This is a genomic window from Sporichthya sp. (assembly GCF_013815995.1).
Lineage (GTDB): Bacteria > Actinomycetota > Actinomycetes > Sporichthyales > Sporichthyaceae > Sporichthya.
In genome coordinates, this window is the sequence record NZ_JACDFE010000120.1 from 1 (window position 1) to 13,290 (window position 13,290).

Sequence of the window (13,290 nt, forward strand, 5' to 3'; positions counted from 1 at the left end):
CTCCCAGGCCGTGCGTGGGTTCGCGGCGTCCCTGCCGGCGGCGGCCGTCGACGATCTGCGCACCAACCCGGACGTGCGCGCCGTGGAGCGGGACGTGCGGGTGAGCGCCGCCGGCGGCGTGGAGTCCCCGGCGCCGTGGAACCTCGACCGCATCGACCAGCGGTCGCTACCCGTTTCGAACTCGTTCACCTACGACGGCGACGGGTCCGGGATCACCGTTTACGTGGTCGACACCGGGATTCGGGCCGACCACGCCGAGCTCGGCGGTCGGGTCGGACCCGGGTTCACCGCGATCTCGGACGGCAACGGCACCAACGATTGCAACGGGCACGGCACCCACGTCGCGGGGGTGACCGGCGGGTCCACCTACGGCGTGGCCAAGGGGGTGACTCTGGTCCCGGTGAGGGTGCTCGACTGCGACGGCACCGGCTCCGGCACCACCGCCATCGCCGGGCTGGACTGGGTGCTGGCCAACCGGGTGCCCGGCAAGTCCGTCGTGAACATGAGCTTGGGCGGTCCCGCCGCCGGCTTCCTGGACGACGCCGTGAACGCGCTCATCAACGCGGGCATCCCGGTGGTGGCCGCCGCCGGGAACGCGAGCATGGACGCCTGCGCGACCTCGCCGGCCCGCGTGCCCAACGCCGTCACCGTCGGCGCAACGAACTCCTCGGATGCCCGGCCGTCCTTCTCCAACTTCGGCCCCTGCCTGGACCTGTTCGCCCCCGGCGTCGGCATCGTCTCGGCCGGGATCGGCTCCCCGACCTCTGCGAGCTCGGACGGCACCTCCGCGGCGGCACCGCACGTCAGCGGGATGATCGCGACGCTCCTGCAGGGCGCGCCGGGAGCCTCACCGGCCGCGCTGCGCACCACCCTCGGCACGCTGCTCACCCAGGGCGTTCTCGCCAACATCGGTACCGGGTCGCCCAACTCTTTGCTGTACGCGCCACCGCGGCTCCGGCTGGCGGGCGTAGGCACGGCCACAACCGGGCCGTTCCTCACGGCGCTGGGCGCCGATCCGGGGGCGCTCGCGCTCGGCGGCACGCGTCAGGTGGACTCGTTCCCGATCACGGGTGCGAGCCCCATCGCCACGCAAGACCCCGCGACCGTGCCCGGCTGCACGATCACCCGCCCGGCCTCCCAGGCCGCGGGACGATCGGCGTTGCTGGCGTCGCTGAGCGCAGGCAACGGATGCGTGCAGTTCGCCCAGGCCGAGAGCCTCGACCTCTCGCCCGCAAGCCCCCGCCTGGCCTACGTGCCGTACTCGCGCGAGAACGTCACGTACGCGATCAGCGTGGTCAGCGCCCTGCCGAAGAACTTCACGCTGGCCCAGCTGCAGACGATCTACCGGTGCCAAGGCAACCCGTCGTATCGTCCGATGCTGCCCGCGGCGGGCTCCGGGTTGCGCGAGTTCTGGGTCGCGCAGATGTACCCGGGCGGGGTGCTGCCCTCGCCGCCGCCCGCGTGCCTGCAGGACGGCTTCGACGAATTCGGCGTGCCGATCGCCCCGAACGCCGGGGGTCCGGTGAACAACTTCGAGATCGTTCCGGTCTCGGTACCGCAATGGACCGCCCAGGCCGCCGGCGTCGTCACCACGGACGGGCGCGGTGTGACCAGGATCGGCCAGATCGAGGGCCGGAGCCCGTTCGCCGGGGACTTCGGCCTCGTGCGCGACCTCTACGCGGTGATACCGGCGTCGGCGGTCACCGGCGCAGCCCTGACCGACCTGCGCCTGCGCAACGTCTTCGTCGGGTCCGACTCACGGCTGTGCCTCGCGGTCACCGGCCCGATCGGCCTGCGCTACGGCTTCCGGCCCCACCCCAGCTGCGGATCGACGTCACTGCAGACACCCTGATCCCGGGGACCCGCGGCTACTGCGGCCCGGGTGGCTGAGTGACCGGGCTCCCGCCGGGCTGCGGCTCCGGGGTCTGAGGCGGCTGCGTCTGAGGCGGCTTCGTCTGCCCCGGTTTGCAGAGGATCAGCACCGTGCACTCGTCGCCACCACCGCCACCGCCGCCGGGCGGGGTGATGATGGGACCACCGCCGCTGCCCTCAGTGGGCTTCGGGGTCGGAGTGGGGGCCGTGGTGGCGGTGATCGGCTTGGCCTTGCGCGGCTTGACGGTCTGGGCCGGGACCGGAGTGGGCACGACGACCGGGATCACCCGCGGCTGCACCGGGCCGGGCTCCACGCCGCCCTTGCCCACCGTGGTGATCCGGACCTTCTTGTCCCCGATCACGGTCTCGGTCTCCCGGTCGGACGGGAACGTCAGATGGACCAGGAACGAGCCGAGAACGATCAGAACCGCGAGGCCGAGCACCAGGGCGCTCTCCATCGTGAGAAAGCCGTAACGCCGGACCGGTGCGTCGTCCTCGACAACCGGTTCGGTGGCGGCTCGACGCCGTCCGTGCTGCGACATGACACAAGAATCCCACCTGCGGCGAGTTCCCACGCCCGCCGTTCGGAGTTTTGACCAGACCCCGCGTTCCCAAACCTGCCACAATCTGGACAAATCGCCCACCCTACGATGGCCGGCGTGCGCATCGACGTGGATACGGAGGCGCCGCACCCCGCCTTCTACCGGTTCCTGACCTCAGTCGTGGTGCCCCGCCCGATCGCCTGGGTGGCCACCCGGTCCCCCGACGGCGTGGACAACCTGGCTCCGCACTCCTTCTTCACCGTGTCCTGCGTGCAGCCGCCGATTCTGCAATTCACCTCGGTCGGCCGGAAGGACTCGCTGCGCAACGTCGAAGCCACCGGCGAGTTCGTGATCAACCTCGCGCCCGAGCACCTGTTCGCGCAGATCAACGCCACCGGGACCGACTTCCCGCCTGAGATCAGCGAGTTCGAGGCGGTCGGCCTGACCCCGGAGCGCTCGTCGAAGGTAAAACCGCCCCGGGTGGCCGAATCCCCCGTGGCCCTGGAGTGCCGGCTGCACTCCACCGTGGACCTCGGCGACTCGACGATCGTGCTCGGCCAGGTCGTGCACGCCGTCGTGGACGACTCGGTTGTGATCGACGGCCTGCCCGCCATCGACCTGCTCCGCCCACTGAGCCGGCTGGGCCGCAATCAGTGGGGCGGAGCGCCTGTTGTTCGCACCATCGACCGGATCCGCTACGCCGACTGGCCCGGCCATTACTCTCCGCCTTTAGGCAGGCACAAGCCGTAGTTAACCTAGCGATGCGTGATGAAGCAGTTGCTTTTTGTAGGGAGTTTTGTACCGTCTTTCACACCAGTAACATCGGCATCACTCCCACTTCCGTCGAATCGGCTTTACCCACTGAAAGCACCCCTTCCGCCGGAGTCCCGGTTCCGCCGCACAGCATCGGCGCAGGCAGCGAGGCGGATCGGGCCGCGAGGCGAGGCCGACGAAAATTCCGGACATTGCAGACGCTTTACACAATTGCGCCCATCGTGCCCTATTCGGGGCGAACCGGTCGGCGAGTCGGCTTGCAATACCCCCCACACCTGTGAATGAACACCGGTTCGCAACTTCATTAATGCACTGACCGTCCGGCGTTCACCTTCCCGATCCTCCGGATCTGTCCGGTCCCGAGAGGTTTCACTCGGTCCGCCCCGCTCGTCCAAGGCTCGCCGCCTCAGAACGGGCACTGCGGCCGTAGAAACCTGCGCAAATCGGAGGCAGTCGTGGCGGAACCTCGATTCCTGTTGGGCGCGCAATCTGTCGCCGGCCGGCGGGAGAGGGCGATTCGCCTCGGCTGGGCCGACGCGTCCCAGCCCTGTTTCGTCTGGCGACTGGTCGGGCCCAACAACCGCGAGCTGGGCCGCTCCGCGCAGGCCTACATCGACGCCGCGGCCTGCCGAGGCGGTATCAGCTTCCTGCGCCGCCAGCTGGACCACCTCGAGGTCCGGGTCTGGTGCGACGACTCCACCCGCTGGCTCTGGCGGCTGGACCTGAACGGCACCCCGGTGGCCAACTCCGCCCGCGCCTACATGCGCCGCCGGGAGTCGGTGTTCAACCTCGAGCAGTTCCTGGCCGCAGTCCCCATCGCAGGCTCCCCCGGACTGCCACGCACACCAGCTTCGACAGGGACCACGACATCGACACCGCTCGCCGTCGCGACCTCGCTCACCACCGAGGTCGCGGGATGACGACCGTCCTGCCCGCACCCGTGAGCGCTGACGCGCCCGCAGAGGAGCGCAGGTCGAGGATCACGTCCCTGGAGCGGTCGGACCGCATCTACCGCTCCGTCCTCCGTGCCAGCGGCGTCGCGGTGCTCACCGTGATGGGCCTGGTCGGACTCTTCCTCGCGATTCGTGGTGGCGAGGCTCTGCACAAGGGCGGCTTCGCCTTCCTCACCACCCAAGCGTGGGATCCGGACGCCGGAAACTTCGGCATCGCCGGGGTGCTGGTCGGCACGATCCTCATCGCGCTGGTCGCGATCTTCTTCGCGCTGCCGCTGTCGGTCGGCACCGCGCTCTACATCTCGGAGTACGCGCCGCGAAAGCTCCAGCGCACGTTGATCAGCATCGTGGACCTGATGGCCGCGGTGCCGAGCGTGGTGTACGGCCTGTGGGGGTTGTTCTTCCTGCAGGGCCACGTGCAGGGCCTGGCCCGCTGGATCAGCACGTACTTCGGCTGGATCCCCTTCCTGCAGGTGGACGGGGTCGACAGGGACAACGCCCTCGTCGACGTCACCGTGTACGGGTCGTCGGCGTTCATCGCCGGCATGGTCGTCGCGCTGATGGTCACCCCGATCGCCTGCTCGGTCATGCGCGAGGCCTTCATGCAGGCTCCCGCGGGTGAACGGGAGGGCGCCTTCGCGCTCGGCGCGACCAAGTGGGGCATGATCCGCTCGGTCGTGCTGCCCTTCGGCAAGGGCGGCATCATCGGCGGCATGATGCTCGCCCTCGGGCGGGCACTTGGTGAGACCATCGCGGTCTACCTGATCATCTCGATCGTCTTCACCATCCAGCCGGACGTCCTGCACGCGGGCGCCGGCCAGATCTCCTCGCTGATCGCGCTGCGATTCGGCGAGGCCAGTCAGTTCGGCCTGTCGGCCTTGATGGCCGCGGGTCTCGCGCTGTTCCTGATGACACTCGTGATCAACTTCGCCGCCTCCTCGGTGGTCGCCCGCTCGCGCTCAGGGGCGGAGAGCGACTGATGACGGCCCTGTACGAGCACCCGCCCGCCGGACTCTGGGATGTCACGGCACCGATCGCCCCCGCGCCGAGCTACGCGTCACCGCCGCCGGCGACGTTCTGCCCGCAAACCACCGCGGACGACCAGCCCGAGCCCCGGCGCAACACCGGGATGGTGCACCAGCGCGACATCCTCGCCCTGGGCGGTTCGATCATCGCGGCCGTGTCCACGACCATGCTGCTCTTCAACTTCCTGGCCCCGTGGTCCGGGAAGATCGGCTTCGTCGCCGTTGCCTTCGGCCTCTTCCTCGGCTTCTACGCGCTGTTGGTGTCCACCGAGGAACGCGGTCCGGCGGTGCGCGACCGGGTGATCGCCGCGCTAGTCCATGGCGTGGCGTTCGTGCTGCTGCTCGCCCTGGTGTTCCTGATCGGGTTCACGTTCGAACGCGGCTGGTCGGCCCTGCAGCACTGGAACTTCTACCACCAGGACCTCGCCAATGCCGGGCCCCTGGAACCCATGGAGGTCGGCGGAATCCGGCACGCCGCTATCGGAACGCTGTGGATGATCGCGATCGCGCTGGCGATCACGGTGCCGCTGGGGATCGCGTGCGCGATGTTCCTCAATGAGACCCGCGGCGCGTTCACTCGATTCGTCCGCACGATCGTCGAGGCGATGACCGCGTTGCCCTCGATCGTGGCCGGCCTGTTCATCCTGGCGACCTGGATCCTGATCCTGGGCCGGGGCAAGTCCGGTCTGGCGGCAGCGCTCGCGCTGTCGGTGATGATGCTGCCGATCATCATCCGAGCCGCGGACGTCGTGCTGCGGCTGGTGCCGGGGAATCTCAAGGAGGCCTCGCTCGCGCTCGGCGCAGGCCAGTGGCGCACTGCGTGGCACGTCGTCCTGCCGACGTCGCGATCCGGGCTCGCGACGGCCGTCATCCTGGGCGCCGCCCGCGGCATCGGTGAGACCTCCCCGGTGCTGCTGACGGCCGGCTACACGACCTACACCAACACCAACCCGCTCGCCGGGGACATGACCTCGCTCCCGCTGGCCGCGTTCAAGCTGGTCAGCTCGCCGCAGAACTCGTTCATCGCCCGCGGATTCGGCGCCGGGGCCACCCTGCTCGCCCTGGTTCTGATCCTGTTCATCGCCGCCCGGATCATCGGCGGACGCGGGCCAGGAAATCTGACGAAGCGTCAGCAGCGGCGGGTCGCGGCGGTATCGCAGCAGGACCTGGCGCGATTCGCGCGGCGTGAGGCCGGGCTCGAGCCCGAGGAGCAGTCTGCGGAGGGCGCCGGCCGGCGCCTGCTCTCAATGCCGGTGGTCACGAGCCTGAAGGTGCGGAGAAGGATGCCCACAAGGTTGCCAGTGCCCAAGAGCCTGCCGCGCCCTAAGGGCCGGCGCCGTGAGTGACCCGCTCATGGCCGTGACGTTCGGCCTTGCCTGGCCGTCCACCCGCCGTTCCCCGGGTCCCTCCAAGCTCGCACCAATCGCGGGGGTGGCCTTGTTGCCGACGCCGCAGCTATGGAGGTCACCGATGACCCGCGCGCGCCCCCTCGCGCTGTACGTGCTCGCCGCGCTCACCCTCGGGCTCGTCCTTGCGGGTGCGCCGCAATCGGCGAACGCCGGGACCCCGGTGCCGATCTCCGGCGCCGGGTCGAGCTGGAGCGCGAACGCGATCGACCAGTGGCGGCGCAACGTCAACCAGTTCGGCCTGCGGGTGAACTTCGTGTCGACCGGTTCGTCGGATGGTCGCAACTCGTTCAAGAACAACACCGTGGACTACGCGGTCTCCGAGATTCCGTACGGCCTGAACGACAACGGCGTGGCGGACCCGCCGCCCTCCCGCGGCTTCGCGTACATGCCGATCGTGGCCGGCGGCACCTCGTTCATGTACAACCTCAAGGCCGCCGGCAAGCGGATCACCAACCTGCGCATGTCCGGTGACCTGCTCACCAAGATCTTCACCGGCGTGATCAGCCGCTGGGACGACGCCGCGGTCAAGGCGGAGAACCCGGGACTGGCGCTGCCGGCGCGCCCGATCGTGCCGGTGGTGCGTTCGGACGGCTCGGGTACCAGTGCCCAGTTCACGCTGTGGATGAGCAAGCAGCACCCCGACCTGTGGAACGCCTACTGCCAGAAGATGGGTCGCGCGGTCCCGTGCGGACAGACCTCCAACTACCCCGCCAAGGCACCGTTCTTGTCCCTCGCCGGCTCGCTCGGGGTCTCGGGGTACGTCAGCCAGGACAAGAACGAAGGCACCATCACCTACGTCGAGGAGTCCTACGCGCTCAACACCGGCTTCCCGGTGGTCAAGTTGCTGAACAAGGCCGGCTACTACGTTCCGCCGGACGGGCGCAACGTCGCGGTCGCCCTGCTCGGCGCGACGATCAACGCCGACCTCACCCAGAACCTCGTCGGGGTCTACGACAACCCCGACAAGCGCGCCTATCCGCTGTCCAGCTACAGCTACATGATCGTGCCGACCAAGATCGAGGGCCCGATCAACGCCAACAAGGGCTACACCCTGGGCAAGTTCGCCAAGTACTTCCTGTGCGAGGGGCAGAACTCCGCCCTGGAGCTCGGCTACTCCCCGCTGCCCAAGAACCTGGTGCAAGCCGGGCTCGACGTGGTGAAGCGGATCCCCGGCATCGATCTCGCCGACGCGGACATCACCAAGAGCTGCGACAACAAGACCTTCTCCGTCCCCGGCGGCATCGCGAAGACCGCGCCGTTCCCGCCGGAGTGTGACAAGCGGGGCGGTCCCACTCAGTGCACCACCGGCACCGGCGGCGCCGCCAAGACCCCGACGCCGCCGAAGACGGGCGGATCCACCGGAGGAACCACCGGAGGAACCGGCGGTGCGACCCCCGGCGGCGCCGCGGCCGGAGGTCCGGCCCCCACACCGCTCCCGGGAACCGCTCCAAATCCTGCGGGCGGCATTCCCACGCCCGGAATCGTCCCCGGAATCGTCCCCGGCACCACCACGGCGGTCGACCCGGACACCGGCCTGCCCCTCCCCGCGGCCAACACCGCCAACACGGGGGACGTGGCCGCGGTCCCGACGGCGATCGGCGGCGGCACCGGAAGCGGCTTCAGCACCGTACTGGTGTTCCTCGCCGGCATGCTCTTCTGCGGCCTGGTCATAGGCCCCCCGCTGGCCGCCCGACGGCTGGCCGCGCAGCGCGACGAGGCGCCGTGACGCCCCGTCAACGCCGCTGGGCGATCGGCGCGGTCTCGGCAGCGCTGCTCGGGACCGCCGGCGGTGTGGCGTTCCTTCCCGCGCGCGCGGCGGACGTCAACGCCTACGACGCCTCCGAGACGACCAAGACCGTCGAAGCCGGTCCGTTCGACGGCCTTTCGGTGACCGTGTCCAAGACGGCGAGCCTGGTCAACGAGGTCGTCGAGGTCAACTGGCGCGGCGGCCAGCCCTCGTTGCCCAATGTCAGCAGGCCGTTCTTGAACTTCCTGCAGATCATGCAGTGCTGGGGCGACGACCCGAAGGGGCCCAACCCGGAGCAGTGCCAATTCGGCGCGCTCGGCGATAGATTGGACGCCGGGGTCGCCGGACTCGGAAGTCGCAAGGTCCGTACCCCGCCAGGCACCGTTCCGGTCGACCCGGCCGAGTCGCGAGCGACCGACCAGCGCGGTGTCGCGTACGTGCCCTTCCAGCCGGTCCAGGGCAACGCGGTCGGCGGCACGTTCGACGAGATCACGTCGTACTTCGACCTCAGCACCACCAACGAGATCCCACTAGCGCCGACGCGCGGTAACGGATCCGGCCAGGAGTTCTTCGAGATCCAGACCGCCAACGAGGCCCCGGGCCTGGGCTGCGGTCGCGTCATCACCACGGGCACAGCAAAGGCAGGCCGGTCCTGCTGGCTGGTCATCGTTCCCCGCTCGGACGTCGAGGTGGACGGCAGCGTCCGCCAACCTGGAGCCCAGTCGCCCCGGGACCGGCTTCAGACTTCTCCGCTCAGCGCATCCAACTGGGCAAACCGCATCGCCTTCCCGCTGAAGTTCCAGCCGCTGGGCGGTTCCTGCCCGGAAGGCAAGGCGGCCATTCCGATCCTGGGTCACGAGAGTGCGACCGAAGCAGTCACCCGCTGGCAGCCCTCGCTCTGCGCGGCGAACGGGGAGGTCTACAACTACAGCCAGCTCACCGATGGCACGGCGCGCGGCACCCTGACCGGTCCAGAGCCCGTGATGTCGGTAGTGACGAGCCCGCCGGCCGGCCAACCGTCCCGCGGCAAGGCGGTGTACGCGCCGATCGCAGTGTCCGGGCTGGGCTTCGCCTACCTCCTTGAGGTGAAGCAGCCCACCGACGACGAACCGGCTGAGATCAAGCAGCGCGCCGGGCAGCGGATCACTGACCTCAAGCTCACCGCGCGGCTGGTCGCGAAGCTGCTCTCGCAGTCCTACACCAGCGGCGTGCCGGTCGTCACGGAGGCGATGAAGTCCAACCCCGCCCGCGTCGAGGACGACCCCGAGTTCCGCTTGCTGAACCCCTCCATCGTCGGGGTCAACAAGCAGGCCGCCAACTCCATGTGGACGGTGGTAACACCGCTGAGTCCCGGCGACGCGACTCGCCTGGTCTGGCAATGGATCGCCGCGGACGCCGAGGCGCGCGCGTTCCTCACCGGCGCGGCCGATCCGCACGGCATGGTGGTCAACCCGGATTGGAAGGCGGCGAACCTCGGGGCGGACGACTTCCTCGCCCTGCGGACGCTCGATGCCTTCACCAAGCTTGACCAGGCCTGCAGACCCGAGCAAACGTACTCGGGCGGCGAGGGCGAGGTCACCGAGGGCCCTCTGTGCTCCTCGGACGCGTTCCCGTACGCGAATGACATGCACGAGGCGGTGCTTGCGGCCAATCGAGGCGACACGCTGTCCCGCAACTCCTGGGACAATCAGGCCAATCCCCCCATCTGGAAGAAGGGATCGCCCCAGCCCAAGGGTTCCCGCGGGATCATGGTCGTCTCCGACACCGCCACCGCCGCCCGCTACAACCTGCCGATGGCGGCCCTGCGCAACGCCAACGGCAAGTTCGTCAAGCCGGACCCGGCGAACCTGCTCGCCAACCTCAAGGCGCTGAAGCCGTCGTCCACACCCGGCGTGCTCACCCCCGACGCGAATGTCAAGGTCGACGCGGCCTACCCGCTGACGGTGGTGAGCTACGCCGCCACGGTGCCCGCCGCGCTGACCGCCACCGAGCGCAAGGCGTACGCCGGGTTCATCAGCTACGCCGCCGGAGCCGGGCAGAAGGCGGGTGTCGCCCCGGGTAGCTTGCCCGCCGGCTACGCCCCGATGCCCAACGCCCTGCTCAACACCGCCCGGGCCGCGGCCGCCGCGATCAAGAACTACAAGACCCCGGCACCCAGGCCGACACCCAAACCCAACAGCAGTGGTGGCAGTGGCGGCAGCGGCGGAGGTGGCGGCGCTGGCGGTGGCGGCGCTGGCGGTGGCGGAGCTGGCGGTGGCGGAGCTGGCGGTGGCGGTGGCGATTCTGGCGGCGGATCGGACCCCGAACCCGCACCGGCCGGCGGGGTCAACCCGCCCCCCGTGACACCGCCGGATACCACCACTCCGGACAGCACGACCGCGCCCGGCGGTGGCGTCCCGACCCCGACGACCGATGTGACCCAGTCGACCGGATTCACCCAGGCCGTGCCGGTCGGCGGCGCCCGGTACTCCCTGATCTGGCTCCTGCTCGCCGCCCTCCTGGCCTTCGTGGTCAGCCAGGCGCTACCACGCCTCAGGACGGTGTACGGCGCCCCCGGTGCGCGCCCCCGTCCGGGCGCCCCGAATTCCCGCTTCCGCACCCCGGCACCTGGCCGGGAACCGGTGGGCGACGCCTGGCCGGCGACCGCCGACCCGCGGGGAGATCACCCGGGAGGTGATGCCGACGCCCAACCGTAAATTCCCTCCAGCTCTGACAAAAGCACGAAAGGATTTCAGGTGAACACCAAGTTTCGCACGTTCGGCGCTCTAGTGAGCGCCGGCACCACCCTGGCAATCGTAGCCGGGCTGGGTGCGGGGGTCGCGCACGCCGACCCCTCGCCCGCCGGAGACCGACCGATCGCGATGGTCGGGTCCGAGACCACGACCCCGGTGATCAACGCGCTGGCCAACGACGCCTCCGCGCTCGCGATCGGCGGCGTCCGGCAGGTGGCTTCGTTCAACGCCACCGGCAGCGCGACGATCGACACGCACGCCGGGACCATCCCGGCGTGCACGGCGATCACCCGGCCGAACGGCTCCTCCGCCGGGCGCACCGCGTTCCTCGCCTCGCTCACCGCCGCTGACGGCTGCATCCAGGGCGCCCGGGCTTCGTCCCTGTCGCTGGGTGCGACCACGCCGGACCTCGTCTACATCCCGTTCGGGCGGGAGTCGATCACCTTCGCGATCACCAACACCAGCGCCTTCGGCAAGAACCTGACCATGGCCCAGATGCGCGGGTTCTTCCGCTGCACCTCGGCCAACCTGCTCGGTGGCGGCTCGCCTTACAGCACCCCGAACTACCGCGCGATGCTCCCGCAGAACGGCTCGGGCACGCGCAGCTACTGGATCGGCGCCGACGCCATCGACTACGCCGGCGCTGGCATCACCGTGCCGAACTCCGGCCCGGTCCCCGGTGCGGCCTGCGTCCAGAACGGCGCGGACGAGAACAGCACCCTCATCGAGGAGCACAACGGCTCGCAGGTGAACAACTTCGAGATCGTGCCGATGTCCGTTGCGCAGTGGACCTCGCAGACCTCCGGCGTCATCTCCACCGACGTCCGCGGCTCCACCCGCCTCGGCCAGTTGGACTCCAAGAACCCGTTCGCGACCGACTTCGGCCTGCAGCGCGACGTGTACAACGTGTTCTCCGCGACCGACATCGACGCGGCGACCCCGACTGCGCTGCAGCAGTCGATCCAGACCCTGTTCAAGGGCGCCAGCTCGCAGATCTGCACCAACGCCGCGTCCGTCGCGATCATCAAGCGCTTCGGCCTCTTCACGGTCAGCAACTGCGGCGACACCACCTCCCACCGCTCCCTGTAACCCTCCCACCCGAGAGAGAGAACTTTGCTATGAAGACATCTAGCTCCCGCCGCGGGAAGGTAGCGCTGGCTCTCGTGCCGGTCCTGGCCGCCGCAGGCATCACACTCTTGACAGCCGGAGCCGCGAACGCGGCCACCGGCCTGGCCTTCACCCCGGCCACCGGCGCGACCAACGTGGAGGCGATCACCTTCACGATCCCCGCCGCGTGCCCGGCCGGATCGACCGACTTCTTCATCGAGATCGTCGGCGGTGGCTTCCCCAGCGGCTCGTTCGCGATCGGTCAGTCCGCGCTTTCCCCGGGCCAGACCTCGTTCCCGACGTCGAACTGGAACGCCATCGCCGGTAACAACGGCGCCGCGTTGCCGCTCAGCGGCACGGCCACCATGGACTTCAAATGCAACGACGGCGCCACCGTCTTCCAGAACTACACCGGCAGCGTGACCTTCACGCCGACCGCCGGTTCGAACTCCTCCTACGCCCTGGTCGCAGCGGCGACCCCCACCCCGACCCCGGTGCCGCCCACCCCGACCCCGGTCCCGACCCCGGTCCCGACCCCGACCCCGACCCCGACCCCGACGCCGGTTCCGGCGCCTGGCTCGGCCAACACGGGCGTCACCGTCACCGTGCCCGACCAGGGCCAGACCGGCGGGGCGTTCACCATCTCCACCCCGGTGGGCGCGACCATTGACATGGGCACACCCACTACCGGCACCTCCGGAGGAATCAACTTCCTCAACTACACGACCCTCCTTTCGCAGTTCCCGGTCGTGAGTGTCAACGACTCCCGGCCTGGTCTGCTGGCCTGGTCGGTCGTCGGCCAGCTGTCCAACTTCAACCCGGGTCTGGTGTTCGGCCGCTACATGGGCTGGACCCCGGCCGTGACCAGTCCCGCCGGTAGCAGCATGGGCGCCGTGGCCGGAAGCAACGTTCCGTCCGGCTACCCCGGCACCACCTCCGGTCTGAAGTCCGGGCGCCTGATGGCCTCCGCGCCTGACGGCCACGGTGGCGACGCCGGCACGACGGCCACCCTGGGCGCCGTGCTCAACCTGCACGTTCCGACCAGCGTGCCGGCCGACACCTACACCGCCGTGCTGACGGTCACCGCCCTCAGCTAAGCGATCCGTGTCCGGCCGGGGCCCTACCGGGC

10 protein-coding genes are annotated in these 13,290 nt (G+C 69.7%); 9 read left to right on the forward strand and 1 reads right to left on the reverse strand.

The features are described from left to right. Positions 1 to 1,852: S8 family peptidase (locus tag H0X00_RS14100; protein ID WP_293772084.1), on the forward strand; the 1,852-nt coding region annotated here is incomplete at its 5' end. Between the two features lie 16 nt (positions 1,853 to 1,868). Here the strand turns inward: H0X00_RS14100 and H0X00_RS14105 are convergent. Next, positions 1,869 to 2,414: a hypothetical protein gene (locus H0X00_RS14105; protein ID WP_293772086.1), complete on the reverse strand. Its 546-nt coding sequence runs from the start codon at positions 2,412 to 2,414 to the stop codon at positions 1,869 to 1,871. Between the two features lie 108 nt (positions 2,415 to 2,522). Between H0X00_RS14105 and H0X00_RS14110 the strand changes: the two genes are divergently transcribed. The 8 genes from H0X00_RS14110 to H0X00_RS14145 all read left to right on the forward strand — a co-directional run bounded on the left by H0X00_RS14110 (position 2,523) and on the right by H0X00_RS14145 (position 13,258). Further along, positions 2,523 to 3,164 carry a flavin reductase family protein gene (locus tag H0X00_RS14110; RefSeq protein ID WP_293772089.1) on the forward strand — a complete coding sequence of 214 codons (642 nt, stop codon included), beginning with the start codon at positions 2,523 to 2,525 and terminating at the stop codon, positions 3,162 to 3,164. Positions 3,165 to 3,643: 479 nt separating this feature from the next. Beyond that, the gene (locus tag H0X00_RS14115) at positions 3,644 to 4,108 is read left to right on the forward strand and encodes a hypothetical protein (protein WP_293772092.1); all 465 of its coding nucleotides are present in this window, start codon (positions 3,644 to 3,646) and stop codon (positions 4,106 to 4,108) included. Next, entirely contained in the window at positions 4,105 to 5,121 is a 1,017-nt protein-coding gene (gene pstC, locus H0X00_RS14120) for a phosphate ABC transporter permease subunit PstC (RefSeq protein ID WP_293772095.1), read from the forward strand. Before H0X00_RS14115 ends, pstC begins: the two co-directional genes overlap by 4 nt. Beyond that, on the forward strand, positions 5,121 to 6,512 hold the full coding sequence (gene pstA, locus H0X00_RS14125) for a phosphate ABC transporter permease PstA (RefSeq protein ID WP_293772097.1): 1,392 nt from the start codon (positions 5,121 to 5,123) through the stop codon (positions 6,510 to 6,512). The genes pstC and pstA overlap by 1 nt, the downstream gene beginning before the upstream one ends. 124 nt (positions 6,513 to 6,636) lie before the next feature. Continuing rightward, on the forward strand, positions 6,637 to 8,301 hold the full coding sequence (locus H0X00_RS14130) for a phosphate ABC transporter substrate-binding protein PstS (RefSeq protein ID WP_293772099.1): 1,665 nt from the start codon (positions 6,637 to 6,639) through the stop codon (positions 8,299 to 8,301). Continuing rightward, positions 8,298 to 11,018, forward strand: coding sequence for a hypothetical protein (locus H0X00_RS14135; RefSeq protein WP_293772102.1), 2,721 nt, complete (start codon positions 8,298 to 8,300; stop codon positions 11,016 to 11,018). Before H0X00_RS14130 ends, H0X00_RS14135 begins: the two co-directional genes overlap by 4 nt. Before the next feature lie 39 nt (positions 11,019 to 11,057). Continuing rightward, complete coding sequence (locus tag H0X00_RS14140) at positions 11,058 to 12,143, forward strand: hypothetical protein (RefSeq protein WP_293772105.1); 1,086 nt, start codon at positions 11,058 to 11,060, stop codon at positions 12,141 to 12,143. A gap of 29 nt (positions 12,144 to 12,172) precedes the next feature. Next, positions 12,173 to 13,258, forward strand: a complete 1,086-nt coding sequence (locus tag H0X00_RS14145; protein ID WP_293772107.1) for a hypothetical protein — start codon at positions 12,173 to 12,175, stop codon at positions 13,256 to 13,258. The last annotated feature ends 32 nt before the right edge of the window (positions 13,259 to 13,290 follow it).

What these genes read in the sequence shown, in the direction of transcription:
- H0X00_RS14130 (WP_293772099.1), top strand. Translation starts at nt 6,637, where the DNA reads ATGACCCGCGCGCGCCCCCTCGCGCTGTACGTGCTCGCCGCGCTCACC.
- pstC (WP_293772095.1), top strand. Translation starts at nt 4,105, where the DNA reads ATGACGACCGTCCTGCCCGCACCCGTGAGCGCTGACGCGCCCGCAGAG.
- H0X00_RS14110 (WP_293772089.1), top strand. Translation starts at nt 2,523, where the DNA reads ATGGCCGGCGTGCGCATCGACGTGGATACGGAGGCGCCGCACCCCGCC.
- H0X00_RS14105 (WP_293772086.1), bottom strand. Translation starts at nt 2,414, where the DNA reads ATGTCGCAGCACGGACGGCGTCGAGCCGCCACCGAACCGGTTGTCGAG.
- pstA (WP_293772097.1), top strand. Translation starts at nt 5,121, where the DNA reads ATGACGGCCCTGTACGAGCACCCGCCCGCCGGACTCTGGGATGTCACG.
- H0X00_RS14145 (WP_293772107.1), top strand. Translation starts at nt 12,173, where the DNA reads ATGAAGACATCTAGCTCCCGCCGCGGGAAGGTAGCGCTGGCTCTCGTG.